Raw genomic sequence first — 16,667 nt, forward strand, 5'->3', positions numbered from 1 at the left:
CGCCCGCTCAGCCGTACAGCGGGGCGAACAAATTCTTGCACTTGCTGCTCAACTCACCCTGCAGCACCATCTGCTTGGCCGCTTCGATATCGGGCGCGAAGAAGCGGTCGGCGTCGAAGAACGGCACTTTCTGGCGCAGCTGATGATGCACGTGCTCGAGGTGTGGCGAGGTTTTCAGCGGACGGTGGAAATCGATGCCCTGCGCGGCGGCCAGCAGCTCGATGCCGACGATGACGGCCGTGTTGTGCGCCATGTCGTCCAGGCGGCGCCCGGCGAACGTGGCCATGCTCACGTGGTCTTCCTGGTTGGCGGAAGTGGGCAGGCTGTCGACGCTGGCCGGATGGGCAAGCGACTTGTTTTCCGACGCCAGCGCGGCAGCCGTCACGTGGGCGATCATGAAGCCGGAATTGACGCCGGGATCGCGCACGAGGAAGGGCGGCAGGCCGGAGAGCGTGGCGTCGATCAGCAGCGCGATACGGCGCTCGGCCAGCGCGCCGATTTCAGCAATCGCCAGCGCCAGGGTGTCGGCTGCAAAGGCGACCGGCTCGGCGTGGAAATTGCCGCCCGATACGATCTCCGCCTGCCCGTTGGGACCATCCTGGAAGATCAGCGGATTGTCCGTGACGGCATTGGCTTCGATCAGCAGGGTGCGGCCCACATTGCCGATCAAATCGAGGCAGGCGCCCATGACTTGCGGCTGGCAGCGCAGGCTGTACGGGTCCTGCACGCGCTCGTCGCCTTCCAGGTGCGAGGCGCGAATCGCGCTGTGCGCCACCAGCTGGCGGTACATCTGCGCGGCCAGGATCTGCCCCGGCTGTCCGCGCACGGCATGCACGCGCGCGTCGAATGGGGAATCGCTGCCCTTGGCCGCATCGAGCGACAGCGCGCCCGTGACCATGGCCGCTTCCAGCAGGCGCTCGGCCATGAACAGGCCATGCAGCGCCAGCGCGTTCGACACTTGCGTGCCGTTGATCAGCGCCAGGCCCTCTTTCGCCGCCAACACGACGGGCGCGATGCCTGCCTGCGCCAGCGCTTCGGGCGCCGCCATCAATTCGCCGTTGACGCGCACTTCGCCCACGCCCAGCATGGCCAGGGTCATGTGCGACAGCGGCGCCAGGTCGCCCGAGGCGCCGACGGAACCCTTGGCGGGAATGGCCGGCATGATCCCGGCGTTGTACAGGGCGATCAGGGTGTCGACGATCAGCGGGCGCACGCCGGAAAAGCCGCGCGCCAGGCTGCCGATCTTCATCAGCATGATCAGGCGCACGACGGCGTCCGACAGCAGTTCGCCCGTGCCGACGGAGTGCGACAGGATCAGGTTGCGCTGCAATTGCTCGAGCTTTTCATCGGGGATGCGCGTCTTGGCCAGCAGGCCGAAACCCGTGTTGATGCCGTAGGCCGCATCGCCTTTGGCGACGATGGCTTGCACGGCGGCGGCCGACGCTTCGATGACGGGATACGCTTCGGCGGCGAGGATCAGTTTCGCAGGCGCGGCCCAGACGGCGCGCAGGTCGCCCAGGGTCATCGCGCCCGGTTTCAGGGTCCAACTTTTGGAGTGCTGTGTCATGTTTGCTTTCACTTCGTATTAAGCATCGGCAGGTTCAGGTTGTTGCGCTTGGCGCAGGCGGCCGCTGTTTCATAGCCGGCATCGGCATGGCGCATCACGCCCGAGCCGCTGTCGTTGACCAGCACTCTAGCCAGGCGCTTCGCCGCCGCTTCACTGCCGTCGGCCACGATGACCATGCCAGCATGCTGAGAATACCCCATTCCCACGCCGCCGCCATGGTGCAGCGAGACCCAGGTGGCGCCGCCGGCCGTGTTCAGCATGGCGTTCAGCAGCGGCCAGTCGGAAACGGCGTCCGTGCCGTCCTTCATGCTTTCCGTCTCGCGGTTCGGGCTGGCGACGGAACCCGTATCGAGGTGGTCGCGGCCGATGACGATGGGCGCCTTCAGCTCGCCCGTGCGCACCATCTCGTTGAAGGCCAGGCCGGCGATGTGGCGCTCGCCCAGTCCCAGCCAGCAGATGCGCGCCGGCAGGCCCTGGAAGGCGATGCGCTCGCGAGCCATGTCCAGCCAGTGGTGCACCTGCTTGTGGTGGGGGAACAGCTCCTTGATCTTCGCATCCGTTTTATAGATGTCTTCCGGGTCGCCCGACAGCGCCACCCAGCGGAACGGCCCGCGCCCTTCGCAAAATTGCGGGCGGATGTAGGCGGGCACGAAGCCGGGGAAGTCGAAGGCGTTCTGCACGCCCTGGTCGAACGCCACCTGGCGGATGTTGTTGCCGTAATCGACGGTGTGCACGCCCATGGCGTGGAAATCGAGCATGGCTTGCACGTGGGCGGCGCAGGAATCGGCGGCGGCCACCGTCAGGCGCGCATGGCGCTGCGGGTCCTGCTGCGCCGCCTTCCAGTCCGACACGCTCCAGCCGCGCGGCAAATAGCCATTGACCAGGTCATGCGCGGACGTCTGGTCCGTCACCAGGTCGGGCACCAGGCCGCCCACCCTGGCGCGGCGCACCAGTTCCGGCAGCACTTCGGCCGCGTTGCCCAGCAGGCCGATGGAGATCGCTTCCTTGCGTTCGGTATGGTATTTGACCAGTTCCAGGGCTTCGTCCAGGCTGGCCGCCTGCTTGTCCAGGTAGCGCGTGCGCAGACGGAAATCGATGCTGCTTTGCTGGCATTCGATATTGAGCGACACGGCGCCCGCCATGGTGGCGGCCAGCGGCTGCGCGCCGCCCATGCCGCCCAGGCCCGCCGTCAAGATCCAGCGCCCGCCCCAGTCGCCGCCGAAATGCTGGCGGCCCGCCTCGGCGAAGGTTTCATACGTGCCTTGCACAATGCCCTGCGTGCCGATATAGATCCAGCTGCCGGCCGTCATCTGGCCGTACATGAACAGGCCCTGGCGATCGAGTTCGTTGAAGTGTTCCCAGTTGGCCCATTTCGGTACCAGGTTGGAATTGGCGATCAGCACGCGCGGCGCATCCGCGTGGGTCTGGAATACGCCCACCGGCTTGCCGGACTGGATCAGGAGGGTCTGATCGTCTTCCAGTTCGCGCAGCGAGGCGAGAATCTGGTCGAAACAGGCCCAGTTGCGCGCTGCGCGGCCGATGCCGCCGTAGACGACCAGGTGCTGCGGATTTTCCGCCACTTCCGGGTCCAGATTGTTTTGCAACATGCGGTAGGCCGCCTCGGCCTGCCAACTCTTGCAAGCCATGACCGTGCCGCGCGGCGCGCGGATGGTACGGCTGGCATCAAAGCGTGGATCGGTGTCCATTGTGCTGTTCATGCTGTCTCCTCATAGGGTGCGAGCGGACATGCGTGGCCCGCTCTGGTGCTCCCAGCATAGGTTGTCTATACAACCAAGTCAACAGATTTTTGCAAGCGAAAACTGCCTATTTTTTCTCGAACACGCGCTTGCCCGCCACCCACGTCTGCAGCACCTGCGTCTTGCCGATGGCGGCCGGTGTCACCTTGAACAGGTCCTGGTCGACGACGATGAAGTCCGCCCATTTTCCCGCTTCCAGGGTGCCGATGACCTTTTCCTGGTGCGCCGCCCAAGCCGCGTCCAAGGTAAAACAGCGCAGCGCTTCCGTCACCGTCATGGCTTGCTGCGGGTACCAGCCGCCGGCCGGGAAACCCTCGCTGTTTTGCCGCGTCACGGCCGCGTGGATGCCCTCTAACGGGTTCGGCGACTCGATGGGGAAGTCGGAGCCGCAGGCGATGCGCGAACCCTGCTTGAGGAAGGTGCGCCACGCATACGCGCCCTTGATGCGCTCGTGCCCCACGCGCTGCTCCGCCATATTCTGGTCGGACGTGGCATGTGTCGGCTGCATCGACGGCACGATGCCCAGGCTTTTGAAACGGGGGATATCGCTCAATTGCACCACCTGAGCGTGTTCCATGCGGTGGCGCAGACCCACACTGCGGTATTGCGCGATCAAGGTCTGGTAACCATCGAGGATTTGATGGTTGCCCGCGTCGCCGATGGCGTGCACGTTCACCTGATAGCCGGCGCGCATGGCTTTTTCCATCTTCGCGCGCATGACGTCATCCTTGTAGAACAGCAGGCCACGGGTAGAGGGATCGTCGCTGTACGGTGCCAGCAGGGCCGCGCCGCGGCTGCCCAGGGCGCCGTCGGACAGCAATTTGACGGCGCGCAAGGCGTACATGTCGCGCGCATAGCTGGTCAAGGGGCCGTTTTTCGACAGTGCGTCGAAGTCTTCCGTCGTGTCGGCAATCATGCCGTACACGCGCACCGTCAGCTTGCCATGGTCCGCATAATCGCGGAACAGCCGGTCCTGCATCTGGCCGATGCCCGCATCGTGCACGCTGGTCAAGCCCACCTGCGACAGCTGCGCCAGCGCGCCATCGAGGGCGGCGCGGTTTTCCACGTCGCCCGGCTTGGGCAGCACGGCGTCCATCAAGTCCATGGCGCTGTCGACCAGCACGCCGGAGGCGTCGCCATCCGCGTCGCGGACTATCTTGCCGCCTGCCGGATCCGGCGTGGCGCGCGTGATGCCGGCCAGCGCCAGCGCGCGGCTGTTGGCCCAGCCCGCGTGGCCATCGACCCGGCGCAGCCACACGGGCCGCGCACTTTCCGCCGCATCGAGTTCCAAAGCCGTGGGAAAGCGCCCCAGCTTCCATATCTCCTGGTTCCAGCCATTGCCGATGATCCAGCTGCGTTCCGGATGCGCGCGCGCGAAGTCGCCCACGGCCTGTACGGCCCCCGGCAGCGAGGACGAACCGTACAGCATGACGCCGCTGGCGATCGTCCCCAGGCCGAACACGTGGCCATGCGCGTCGATCAGGCCCGGCAGCACGGTTTTTCCCTGCACGTCGATATGCGTGGCGCCCTTGGCCGCCTTGCGTTTTACCTGCGCGGCGCTGCCGACGGCAAGCAGCTTGCCCGCATCGTCAAAGGCCAGCGCCGTGAAACGCACCACCTTGCCATTTGCGTTGAGCGTGTAGCCGTTGGCGTTGTCGATGACCGTGTCGGCATGAACGTGGCCAAGGGCGCCCAGGCAGGCGAGCGTGAGCAGGGTGCGGCGCAATGGCAGGTTCGGCATTTCCATCTCCAGGTCTTTTAATTAAGTAAATAAGTGAAAAGACGAGTGTATAGAAATTGGCAAAATGGTCAATCAGGCAGCGTGAGGTTCCCGTACCATGAGCCAGTAATCGCAACCCGTGACGGCTTCAGCGTACCGCCCCGCCACCACGAAACCCAGACGGCCATAGAACGGCAGGCTGCGTTCGTTATATGTCTCCAGAAAGCATGCGGCGCCAGCCGCATCGACGGCCGCCAGGCCAGGCGCCAGCACGGACGCGCCCAGTCCCCGGCCCTGTGCGTCCGGGGCGATGCCGGCGATCGACAGATACCAGGCCGCGCTCAAGTCGTGCAATGCCAGCGCGTGCTCCATGTTCCCGACGATGGCCGTGAAATGCGCGTAGCCCTGCTCTCCCAGCAGCACGCGCAAGGCATCCTCGCGCTGCGCATACGCGGCCTGGCGCTGGGCTGCCGGCGTGTCCGTCGTCCAGATGGCGGCGCCATTGCCGGCCTCATTGCACACCTCGTCAGCCAGGTCGACGCGGCCCGCCTGCTCCCCCTCGGCCAGCGCCAGCGCAAAGTACACTTCCAGCATCGCCAGCCGCGCCGCTTCGTCCTCGCCGCACGCCACCGTGACGGTGCGGTAGAACGGGTCGCCGATCAGGGCGGCGGCCAGGCTGCGGGCGGTGCGGGAGGTGTCGGCGGGGCATGGGCTGGACATGGACTCTTTTTCTTTTCGTTGTGTTTTTTCATTGAGACGTCCGGCATCTTAACGCAAGCGCGCAGGCCTCGCGCCTGGCCAATACCACAGGACACCACGGGCCGGCACTGGCATTTCATGCGCAGCGCCATGACCGAGCATCATGTCGCGCGACCTTACTTGGCCCCGTCCTCCGGCTTGTGCGCCGGCGCCCTGAACCATTCACCGGGCGGCACCACGTGCGACTCCTTCGGGTCATCGATGTAATGCGGCGACGTGATCTGCACGTCGAATTCGTTGAAGACGTCGATAATGTTCTGGTGCAAGCGGTTCAGTACTTCGGCGCGCTGGCGGGGGACTTCGGCGCTGGCGTAGGCGACCAGGCGGTATTGCACATAATAGTCTTGCAGGGCCAGCTGCATCACGTACGGTTTTGGCGAAGTGGAAAGTTCCGTGGTGCGCGAGGCTGCCAGTTCCAGCATGGCGTGTACTTGCCGCCACGGCGTGGCGTAGCCGATGGTGACGGTGGAGTCGAGCACGAAGCCGCCGCCGGGCTGGGCGCGCGAGTAGTTCTTTGTCGTTTGCGACATCACCCACGCGTTCGGCAAGGCGACCTCTTCGCCGAGGCCAGTGCGCAAGCGCGTCTCAAACATGCCCACGTCGACCACCGTGCCTTCGCTGTCACCTACGCGCACATATTCGCCCTTGCGCAGGGCGCGCGTGTACATCAGGATCAGGCCGCTGGCGCCCTGGCCCACGATGCTCGACGCGCCGATCGACACCATCAGGCCGACCAGCACGGACAGGCCCTGGAAGGCGGCCGTGTGCGAGCCGGGCAGATACGGATACGCCATGGCCAGCGCGAACAGCCAGATCACCACGCTGGCAATGCGGCGCGTCGGCAGAGCCGTGTCCTTGTCGAGCCAGCCGATTTGCAATTCGCCGCTTTCCACGCGTTTGAACAGCGAGGCGGCCGTGGCGGCGATCAGGCGCGCGATGGCGAAGATCACGCAGACCAGCACCAGCCCCGGCAAGGCGCCGATGATGGCGTGGAAGACGTCGGCCGCCACGTCGAACAGATAGCCGCTCAGGCTTTCGCCCCAGGAGCGCGTGTAGGGCAAGCGGCCCAGCACGAAGGCGGCCCACAGATAGGTGGCCATCAGGCGCAAGCCCCACAGCACGGCGCTGAGCAGCTGATACGCGAAGGCGATGTAATGTTCGGCGTCGAGCACGCGCACATTCTTCAGACGCACGTCGCGCAGGCGCGAGGCCAGCAGGATGCCGCTGCGGCGCTTGGCCCAGTGGTAAAAACGCGTCAAGCCCATCCACACGAGCCAGAACACGAGGGTGGCGGCCGCGCACACGGCGGCGGCGATGGCCAGGTAGCGCCAGCTGCTTTGCTCTCGATAGTCAAACACAGCCTTGCTCAGCTCGGCGGCTGCCGTTTTCGCCACGCTTTCCGTCGTGTCGCCAGCCAACTGGTTGACGTCGCCAGGCACGACGACGAACAGCTGCACGCCATCGAGCAGCACTTGCGTGCCTTCGGAAATCATGCGCGTGCTCGCCAGCAACGGACCGTTTTTTGCCAGCACGCTTTCCAGGCGGCGCTGCGCACCGATGGCACGCTCGTCAGGCGGATAGCCGGCCAGCACGGCGCGGAAGACGAATACCTTGCGGTTGGCGAACATCAGCGGCGCCGTCCTGGCCGCGGCAAGCTGCGACGGCGCCACAACGGTCCCGGCCTCCGCAACGAGCGCAGGCACGCCATCGTCCGCATGGGCTGCGGGCAACAGGAAAATGGTCAACAGGCACAACAGGCGGAGCAACGCGGACATGGCAGCAATGAAAAGTGACAGGGAGTAGCCATCATGCCATGTAATCCTGGAAACTCAAGCGCTGCAGCTAGCGTTCAGCTCGCATCATGGAAAATGATGCCCAGGGTGTGACGCAAGCCCGAGCGCAGGCGCGACACGCCGTGGCGCATGTTCACGCGGTAACTGCCGCGCGTGCCATTCACGGGACGCAGCGCGACGGGAAAGAGGACGGCGTCGCCCTGCGCCAGCGGTACGACCTCGGCGCGCGACTGCATGCGCGGGCGCTGCTCCGTCAGCACGAACTCGCCGCCCGTGAAATCGTCTTGCGGGCGCGACAACAGCACGGCCAGCTGCAGCGGAAACACGTGCTCGCCATACAGGTCCTGGTGCAGGCAGTTGTAATCGCCTTCGCGGTAGCGCAAGAGCAAGGGCGTGGGCCGGGTTTGCCCGGCCGCATGGCAGCGCGCGAGGAAATCGGCGTGACTGGACGGAAAGCGCGTCTCGATACCCATGCTGGCGTGCCAGCGGTTGGCAATGACCGCCAAGGGGGAATACAAGCTCGTGCGCAAGGCCGCCACCACATCCGGCAGCGGATGCGCCCAATACTGATATTCGCCCTGCCCAAAACCATGACGCTGCATCACCACCTTGCTGCGAAAGCGCGACGCATCGTCGTACTGCGCCGCCAGCGCCGCGCACTGCGCAGGATTGAGCAAGCCCGGCACGACGGCGCAACCATGCGCATTCAGCTCATCCTCGATCTGCCGCCAATCGAGCGCCCTCACCGTTCGCCCTCGCGTTCCAGCAATGCCTGCTTGCGCTCCACGCCCCAGCGGTAGCCGGACAAGGCGCCATCGTTGCGCACCACCCGGTGGCAGGGAATGGCGACGGCCAGCGCATTCGCGGCGCAGGCACCGGCCACGGCGCGCGCGCCTTGCGGGGCACCGATGCGGCGGGCCAGCTCGGCATAGCTGACCGTGCTGCCGGCGGGAATCTCGCGCAAGGCTTGCCAGACGCGCTGCTGGAACACGGTGCCGCGCACGTCGAGCGGCAAGTCCAGTCCCAGGCCCGGCGCCTCGACCAGGCCGACGACTTGCGCCACCGTCTGTTCATAGTCGGCTTCCGCACCGCGCAGCTCGGCTTGCGGAAAACGGTCCTGCAAGTCGCGCAGCAGCACTTCCGGGTCGTCATCGATGAGGATGGCGCAGATGCCCTTGTCCGTGCTGGCCACGAGGATGGCGCCCAGCGAGCAGGCGCCGATGGCAAAGCGGATCACGGCGCCGCTGCCGCCGGCGCGAAACGCGCCCGGCGTCATGCCCAGCAAACCGGGCGTGGCCGCATACAGGCGGCCGCTGGAATTGAAGCCGGCCGCATACAAGGTTTCCGTGACGTTCGCTTCGCCCTGCAAGCCGGCTTTCAGGCGCTCGCCGCGCCGCGCCGCCGCGTACGCTTTCGGCGTGATGCCCGTGTGCGCCTTGAAAACGCGGTGGAAGTGAAAGCGGCTCATGCCGGCCGCCTGTGCCAGGCTATCCAGGTCGGGCAGCTCGTCGCTGGCGTCGATCAGCCGGCAAATGTCGGCCACGATGGCCGCCTGGCGCTGGGCCAGTGGCGGCAGGTTCGGCTTGCAGCGCAGGCAGGGGCGAAAGCCGGCCGCCTCCGCCTGCTCGCACGTGGCGTGGAAAGCCACGTTGCGGCGCAAGGCGGGACGCGCGGCGCAGGAAGGCCGGCAATACACGCCCGTCGTGCGCACCGAATAATAAAAGACGCCGTCGGCATCGGGCGCGCGCCGCTGCAGGGCATCCCAGCGTTCATCGTCAGTCAGGTAAGCGTGTTCCATGGCGAACTCCGTGCAAGTCAATAGTAAGTCACCAGCATAGCCAGCACCGGCGCGCGCCACACTCCGGCGCTTGCTTTTGAATTCAAAAAGGCTGGCGGCAGGCATCGTGCTCGGTGCTAAAATCGGCCATCGCGCCTCCAGCCGGCGGCGCGCCCTGCCCGCGCCTCGGAGAAACCGCATTGGACGATCACAATACACAAGAAAATACGCCCATTTTCCAGCGCATCAAGGATTTTTTGCTGGCCGGCATCGCCGCCGGACGCTGGAAGGAAGGCGACGTGATTCCATCCGAGCAAGCACTGGTGAAACAATTCGGCGTCTCGCGCATGACGGTCAACCGCGCCGTGCGCGAACTGACCAGCGAACAGGTGCTGACCCGTCGCCAGGGTTCCGGCACCTATGTGGCGCAGCAAAAATACCAGGCGACACTGCTGGAAATCAAGAGTATCGCCGATGAAGTGCGGGCACGCGGACATATCCACCGCAGCAGCTTGCAATTGCTGGAACGCACCAAGGCATCCGACTTGCTGGCCAAGCAATTCGGCCTGCCGCCCGAGCACCCGCTGTTCCACTCGCTGATCGTGCATTTTGAAAACGGCGTGCCGATCCAGGTGGAAGACCGCTGGGTCAATCCCGAGTGCGCGCCCGACTACATGACGCAGGATTTTTCCAGCATCACGCCGAACGAATACCTGATGGCCGCCGCGCCCCTGCAAGGCGCCACCTACAGCATCGAGGCGCTGTCGGCGCCGCGCGACATCGCCGAAATGCTGGCCATCGACACGAAACAGGCGTGCCTGGTGCTGCGCCGCCAGACGCGCTCGGGCGGCAAGATCGCCTCGATCGCCACCATGTGGCATCCCGGGCACCGCTATCAGTTCGCGGGAAGTTTTACTTGAGGTCAGACATCGCGATTCGCTAGCACGATTTCGCGCCAAATTTCTCACGAATTCTCACCAAATCGCGAAAAAAATAGCCATTCAGGGGTAAAAAAAATCCCGTTTTGGCTGTTTCAGAACTTAACTACTGTGAGCAAATATTCGATGCTATAGTTGCCGCCAGAAAGCGCCGCAGGCGTTTATTTGAGCGCGCATCATGCACTGTCAGACCAGTTCCATCATGCCCCAGAAAGGGATGCATTTGTCGTATTGCAGCCACACGAGTTTCAGCGCATCACGCCTTCGGCGCCCTGCGCTGCACCGGCTCGCTCATACGATGCTGGCGGCAGGCATGGCGCTTTCGCTGCCGGTGCAGGCGGCGGTACACGGCATGGCGCCAACACTGCTGTGGCCGTACGCAGCCGCCAGCGCCACGGCCCTGGCGGGACTGGCTTGCTGGCAAGCCTGGCGGCTGCGGCAACGATTGCACCGCCTGCTCCTGCCCGCGCACGCCCTGGCGGAACAGGATGCCGGGCAAGCCTTGCGCGGCGCGGCCTTGGCTGGCTGGACCTGGCGGCGCCAGTCCGGACGGCTGCAGTTCGCGCCCCAGTACCAGGACGTGCTAGGCGACAAGAGCGCCAAACTCGAGCATGCCCTGGGCGACTGGCTGGCCGAAGTGCACCGCGATGACCGCGCGCGCCTGAGTCTGGCATTTCACCAGCATCTGGATGGCCAGGCGCCCGGCACCTTCAATTGCGAATTCCGATTACGCCACAGCGATGGCCACTGGCGCTGGCTGCTGGCGCGCGGCGCCGTGCTGACACGCGCCTCGGATGGCGCCGCCACGCAGGCCAGCGGCATCATCTGCGATATCAGCGAACGCAAGCAGGACGAGCAATCGCGCATGCGCTCGATGCTGGAAGCGGCGCCGGAAGCCATGCTGGTGGCCGACGTCGAGGGCAAGGTGCATTATGCCAACCAGATCGGCGCGCGCTGCTTCGGCTATCCGCTGGCCGAATTGACGGGCATGTCGCTGGAGCAATTGGTGCCGGAAAGCACGGCCGGCCAATCCGCAGGCGACCCGCAAGGGCGGCACAGCCTGCCGGGCCGGGTGATGATGGCGCGCCGCCGCGACGGCACGCACTTCCCCGCCAAGGTCAGCTTATCGCCGCTACGCATGGCCGGCCAGGTGTTTTCCATCGTCTCGCTGCGCGACATGACGCAGCGGCAACGCGCCGAGGAAGCGCTGCACGCCAGTTCCGAACGCTACCGCCTGATCGTGCAGACGGCGGCCGAAGGCATCTGGATGACGGATGCGGACGGCAAGACCACCTTCGTCAATCCGAAGATGGCGCACATGCTCGGCTACACGGTGCAGGAAATGCTGGGCCGTCCCCTGCTCGACTTCATGGACCGCGACAGCCAGCTGCTGATGCAGCGCCGCCTGGCCAGCCACGGCAGCTTCGCCAGCCAGCCGGACCAGGTCGATTTCCGCTTCTTCCGCAAGGACCAGTCCAGCCTGTGGGGCTTGCTGTCGAGCACCAGCATCCAGTCGGACAATGGCGAGCCGGGCGGCACCCTGGCGATGATCACCGACATCACGGAGCGTCGCCAGGCGTCGATCGCGCTGTCGAACTCGAGCCAGCGCATGGCGTCCGTGTTCGGCGCCGTGACGAACGGCCTGGTGGTGCAGGACAGCCACGGCCACATCCTGGAAAGCAACGCCGCCGCCGAGCGCATGCTGGCGGCCAGTCCGGCCAGTCAGTCCAACCGCAGCCTGTGGCAAGCCATCCACGAAGACGGTTCCCCCTTCGACCAGCGCAGCCATCCCGTGCACATCACCCTGTCGACGGGTGTCGCCATGCGCGACGTGCTGATGGGCGTGCAGCAGCCCGACGGCAGCCTGTCGTGGCTGTCCGTAAATACGGAAGCCATCCGCGATGAGTACGGCAAGGTGGGCATGGTGGTGGCCAGCCTGACCGACATCACGTATCACAAGCGCAGCGAGAGCGCTCTGCGCGAACTCAATGAACATCTGGAAGAGCGCGTGGCGCAGCGTACGGAGCAGCTGGACCAGGCCAAGCAGGTGGCCGAAGAAGCGAGCCTGGCAAAGGGCCAGTTCCTGGCCAACATGAGCCATGAAATCCGCACGCCGATGAATGGCGTGATCGGCATGGCGTACCTGGCGCTCAAGACGGATCTGGAACCGCGCCAGCGCGATTACCTGGAAAAAATCCGTTTTGCCGGAGAACACTTGCTGGGCATCATCGACGATATTCTCGACATCTCGAAAATCGAGGCGGGCAAGCTGGAAATCGAGCGCGTCAACTTCAGCTTCGACCACGTGGTGCAAACCCTGATGACGGTGGTGGCGCCGCGCGCCGCCGGCAAGAACCTGGAATTGCTGTTTGAAATCGACCCGCAATTGCCGGCCGTGCTCGTGGGCGACCCGCTGCGCCTGGGGCAGGTGCTGATCAACTACGCCAATAACGCCATCAAGTTCAGCGAACAGGGCAGCATTACCGTGAAAGTGGGCAAGGTGGTGGCGGACGCCAAGCACTGCCTGGTGCGCTTTGAAGTGTGCGACCACGGCATCGGCCTGTCGCAGGATGAAATGAGCAAGCTCTTCCAATCTTTCCAGCAAGCGGACACGTCCACCACGCGCGAATATGGCGGCACGGGCCTGGGCCTGGCCATCTGCAAGCAGCTGGCGCAGCTGATGGGCGGCGACGTGGGCGTCGACAGCCAGCCCGGCGCCGGCAGCACCTTCTGGTTCACGGCCAACCTGGGCATTTCCGACCAGGCCGCACCGGCCATGCTCGACAGCATGGTGCAAACGGCGGCGGCCATGCGCGCCAGCGCCGACGCGGCCCTGGTGATGCGCACGCTCAAGCATGCGCGCATCCTCCTGGTGGAAGACAATACGTTCAACCAGCAAGTGGCGCTGGAATTGCTGGAAGAAGCGGGCGCCTCCGTCTGCCTGGCCAACAATGGCGAGGAAGCGCTCGATTTGCTGCGCCAGACCCAGTTCGACTGCGTGCTGATGGACGTGCAGATGCCGCTGATGGATGGCTTGCAAGCAACGCGCCACATCCGCGCCGACCCGCAGCTGGCGCACTTGCGCGTGCTGGCCATGACAGCCACGGCCACCAGCGAAGATCGCGTGCGCTGCCTGGACGCGGGCATGGACGATTTCATTTCCAAGCCCATCCAGCCGGCCATGATGTACCAGACCATCGCCAGCTGGCTGCCGGCGCGCGAGACGCCGCCGCCACCGGCGCGCAGCCGCGCCGCGCCCGCCTTCAAGACCACCCTGGCGGGCGATCCGCAAGTGATCGACCTGTCGATCCTGGCCAAGTTGCTGGGCTACAACCCGGAGAAAGTGCGCAAGTTCGCCTTCAAGTTCCTGCAGACCACGCAGGATGGCTTCGGCGACATCGATGCGGCCCTGGCGCGCGGCGACGTGCACCAGGTGCGCGAACTGGGGCACCGCATCAAGTCGTCGGCGCGCACCGTGGGTGCCCTGGGACTGGCCGAGCTGTGCCACAACCTGGAAACCCTGCCGCCGGGCGAACCGGCCGACGAGGCGGAGCGGGCACGGCACATCGTCGCGCGCCTGTGGCCCCTGCTGGAACAGATTACCGAACAAATCATGAATAACACCAGCTTTGCCAATGACGATTAGCTACCGCCAAATTATGCTATGGCAAGGTATCGGCATCGACAGCGATGCATATCAACAGAAAGACTGAACGATGAATACTGTATCCAACCAAACAAACCAGGAACACAATGAAGCAGGCCTGGCGCCGTTGCGCGTGCTGCTGCTGGACGACGACGTTTTCATGCTCGACGTGCTCAGCGACATGCTCGAGCAAATGGGCCCGTTCGACATCCGCTGCGAGTCGCACAGCGAACAGGCGCTGTCGACCCTGAAGCAGCACCAGCCGGACCTGCTGATCTGCGACCTGTCCATGCCCGACATCGACGGCATCGAATTCTTGCGCATGGCGGCTGAAAACGGCTTCCGCGGTGGCGTGGTCCTGCTGTCGGGCCTGCATTCAGCCGTGCGCCTGGCTGCCGAGCGCCTGGCCATGGCCAACGGCCTGCATATATTGGGCACCTTCCGCAAGCCGATGGAAAGCGCGGAATTGCAGCTGATGGTGAACTTGCAATTGCAGCACACGGCGCGTCAGGCCAGCGCGCAAGCCTGATCTCAGGACCAGGCAGGAGGGGCGGGCACGGCGCTGCAGGCCAGCAGGCATGCGGCTTTGGCGCCCTGCCGGCACCTGCAGGAGCGATATGCTGGCGATATGCCTCAAGTTTTTCTGCAATAATCGCCACGCTTTGAAAAAATGGGTTATTATTTCAGCCATCCCCGCCTGCATACCTCTGGTCGCACCTTCCAAGAACATTGAATTCGTGCCCATTGTCCCCATCTTCTCATTGCATTCCAGGAAGCATGGATGGCGAACCAGCGTATGGTTAATTCCAGGCATTATTGATCCCACCCTCATTTGAGGAAAATATGAGCGAAAATATCAAACACATTAGCGATGCATCTTTTGAAGCAGACGTCCTGAAATCCGAGTTGCCAGTACTGGTCGACTTCTGGGCGGAATGGTGCGGTCCCTGCAAGGCCATCGCCCCGATCCTCGAAGAAGTGGCCAAGGAATATGCCGGCCGCATCCAGATCGCCAAGATGGACGTGGACGCCAACCAGGCAGTGCCTGCCAAGTTCGGCATCCGCGGCATCCCGACCCTGATCCTGTTCAAGGATGGCGTTGCAGCTGCTCAAAAAGTGGGCGCCATGGCCAAGGGCCAGTTGACCGCTTTCGTCGACAGCAACATTTAATGTATGATGGGCAGCGCTGCGCCCGCAGCGCCGCCTGACTGGATAGACCGGGAAGCGGCTTTGCCCTCATTCGTGCACAGCCTTCCCCAATAATTAATCAACGCCACGCAGTCCCCTCCCCTACCTTTACATCCCGTCTCGGGACACTCAACACATATGCATTTATCCGAACTAAAGGCCCTACACGTATCCGCCCTGCTTGAGATGGCGATCGGTCTTGACATTGACAACGCGGCCCGCTTGCGCAAACAGGAGCTGATGTTCGCTATCCTGAAGAAACGCGCCAAGTCCGGCGAACAGATTTTTGGCGACGGCGCCCTGGAAGTGCTGCCTGACGGCTTCGGCTTCCTGCGCTCGCCCGACGCCAGCTACATGGCGTCCACCGACGACATTTACATCTCCCCTTCGCAAATCCGCCGCTTCAATCTGCACACCGGCGATTCGATCGAAGGCGAGGTACGGACCCCGAAAGATGGCGAACGCTATTTCGCATTGGTCAAAGTCGACAAGGTCAACGGCGAATCGCCGGAAGCCTCGAAGCACCGCATCCTGTTTGAAAACCTGACGCCGCTGCACCCGAACGAGCCGCTGCGCCTGGAACGTGAAATGAATGGCCAGGAAAACATCACCGGCCGCATCATCGACCTGATCGCCCCGATCGGCAAAGGCCAGCGCGGCTTGCTGGTGGCGTCGCCGAAATCCGGCAAGTCCGTGATCCTGCAGCACATCGCCCATGCGATCACGGCAAATCACCCGGATATCACGCTGATCGTGCTGCTGATCGACGAACGTCCGGAAGAAGTGACCGAAATGCAACGCTCCGTGCGCGGCGAAGTCGTCGCCTCGACCTTCGACGAGCCGGCCACGCGCCACGTGCAAGTGGCCGAAATGGTGCTGGAAAAAGCCAAGCGCCTGGTCGAAATGAAAAAAGACGTGGTCATCCTGCTCGACTCGATCACCCGTCTGGCGCGCGCCTACAACACCGTCATCCCTGCCTCGGGCAAGGTCCTGACCGGTGGTGTCGACGCGAACGCGCTGCAACGTCCAAAACGCTTCTTCGGCGCCGCGCGCAATATCGAAGAAGGCGGCTCGCTGACCATCATCGCCACGGCGCTGATCGAAACGGGTTCGCGCATGGATGACGTGATCTTTGAAGAATTCAAGGGTACCGGCAACATGGAAGTACATCTGGAACGCCGTCTGGCCGAAAAACGCGTCTACCCGGCAATCAACCTGAACAAATCGGGTACCCGCCGCGAAGAACTGCTGATCAAGCCGAACGAACTGCAAAAAATCTGGATCCTGCGCAAGTTGCTGTACTCGATGGACGAGATCGAGGCGATGGAGTTCATTCTCGACAAGATGAAAGCGACCAAAAACAACGCTGAGTTCTTCGACATGATGCGCCGGGGGGGATAAACCTACTGCGCGGCCACGTTTGCGATTTCCGTTGCTCACCGTACTTTTGTACGGTTGCTCTACTTGATCGCAACTGCGGCCTGCTCGCTACGGTTTCTCCCTCACCGGCGGCAACATGCTG

The 16,667-nt window shown here is 64.1% G+C and carries 12 protein-coding genes; 5 read left to right on the forward strand and 7 right to left on the reverse strand.

The window, feature by feature from the left end; all coding sequences use genetic code 11:
- Nucleotides 1-7: 7 nt before the first annotated feature.
- The 7 genes from hutH to ada form a co-directional block, all read right to left on the reverse strand.
- Nucleotides 8-1,567, reverse strand: a complete 1,560-nt coding sequence (hutH, locus tag GYK42_RS03725) for a histidine ammonia-lyase (protein WP_166446395.1) — start codon at nt 1,565-1,567, stop codon at nt 8-10.
- A gap of 8 nt (nt 1,568-1,575) precedes the next feature.
- On the reverse strand, nt 1,576-3,285 hold the full coding sequence (gene hutU / locus GYK42_RS03730) for a urocanate hydratase (protein ID WP_166446396.1): 1,710 nt from the start codon (nt 3,283-3,285) through the stop codon (nt 1,576-1,578).
- Nucleotides 3,286-3,391: 106 nt separating this feature from the next.
- Nucleotides 3,392-5,065: an amidohydrolase gene (locus tag GYK42_RS03735; RefSeq protein ID WP_166446397.1), complete on the reverse strand. Its 1,674-nt coding sequence runs from the start codon at nt 5,063-5,065 to the stop codon at nt 3,392-3,394.
- Nucleotides 5,066-5,137: 72 nt separating this feature from the next.
- The gene (locus tag GYK42_RS03740; protein WP_166446398.1) at nt 5,138-5,764 is read right to left on the reverse strand and encodes a GNAT family N-acetyltransferase; all 627 of its coding nucleotides are present in this window, start codon (nt 5,762-5,764) and stop codon (nt 5,138-5,140) included.
- Between the two features lie 155 nt (nt 5,765-5,919).
- Complete coding sequence (locus GYK42_RS03745; protein WP_166446399.1) at nt 5,920-7,578, reverse strand: mechanosensitive ion channel family protein; 1,659 nt, start codon at nt 7,576-7,578, stop codon at nt 5,920-5,922.
- A gap of 74 nt (nt 7,579-7,652) precedes the next feature.
- Complete coding sequence (locus GYK42_RS03750) at nt 7,653-8,342, reverse strand: 2OG-Fe(II) oxygenase (protein WP_166446400.1); 690 nt, start codon at nt 8,340-8,342, stop codon at nt 7,653-7,655.
- Nucleotides 8,339-9,394: a bifunctional DNA-binding transcriptional regulator/O6-methylguanine-DNA methyltransferase Ada gene (gene ada / locus GYK42_RS03755; protein WP_058048197.1), complete on the reverse strand. Its 1,056-nt coding sequence runs from the start codon at nt 9,392-9,394 to the stop codon at nt 8,339-8,341. Before ada ends, GYK42_RS03750 begins: the two co-directional genes overlap by 4 nt.
- A 179-nt stretch (nt 9,395-9,573) precedes the next feature.
- Between ada and hutC the strand changes: the two genes are divergently transcribed.
- The 5 genes from hutC to rho all read left to right on the forward strand — a co-directional run bounded on the left by hutC (nt 9,574) and on the right by rho (nt 16,546).
- Entirely contained in the window at nt 9,574-10,293 is a 720-nt protein-coding gene (hutC, locus tag GYK42_RS03760; RefSeq protein WP_046684347.1) for a histidine utilization repressor, read from the forward strand.
- A 331-nt stretch (nt 10,294-10,624) separates the two neighbouring features.
- Nucleotides 10,625-13,957 carry a PAS domain-containing hybrid sensor histidine kinase/response regulator gene (locus GYK42_RS03765; protein WP_166446401.1) on the forward strand — a complete coding sequence of 1,111 codons (3,333 nt, stop codon included), beginning with the start codon at nt 10,625-10,627 and terminating at the stop codon, nt 13,955-13,957.
- A gap of 70 nt (nt 13,958-14,027) precedes the next feature.
- Nucleotides 14,028-14,486: a response regulator gene (locus GYK42_RS03770; protein WP_166446402.1), complete on the forward strand. Its 459-nt coding sequence runs from the start codon at nt 14,028-14,030 to the stop codon at nt 14,484-14,486.
- A 314-nt stretch (nt 14,487-14,800) separates the two neighbouring features.
- Nucleotides 14,801-15,127 carry a thioredoxin TrxA gene (gene trxA, locus GYK42_RS03775; protein ID WP_034780502.1) on the forward strand — a complete coding sequence of 109 codons (327 nt, stop codon included), beginning with the start codon at nt 14,801-14,803 and terminating at the stop codon, nt 15,125-15,127.
- A 156-nt stretch (nt 15,128-15,283) separates the two neighbouring features.
- Nucleotides 15,284-16,546 (forward strand): transcription termination factor Rho, encoded by a 1,263-nt coding sequence (rho, locus tag GYK42_RS03780; protein WP_010401543.1) that lies wholly within the window; start codon nt 15,284-15,286, stop codon nt 16,544-16,546.
- Nucleotides 16,547-16,667 lie beyond the last annotated feature (121 nt).

Origin of the sequence: Janthinobacterium lividum (genome assembly GCF_011601275.1) — a bacterium.
GTDB lineage: Bacteria > Pseudomonadota > Gammaproteobacteria > Burkholderiales > Burkholderiaceae_D > Janthinobacterium > Janthinobacterium lividum_E.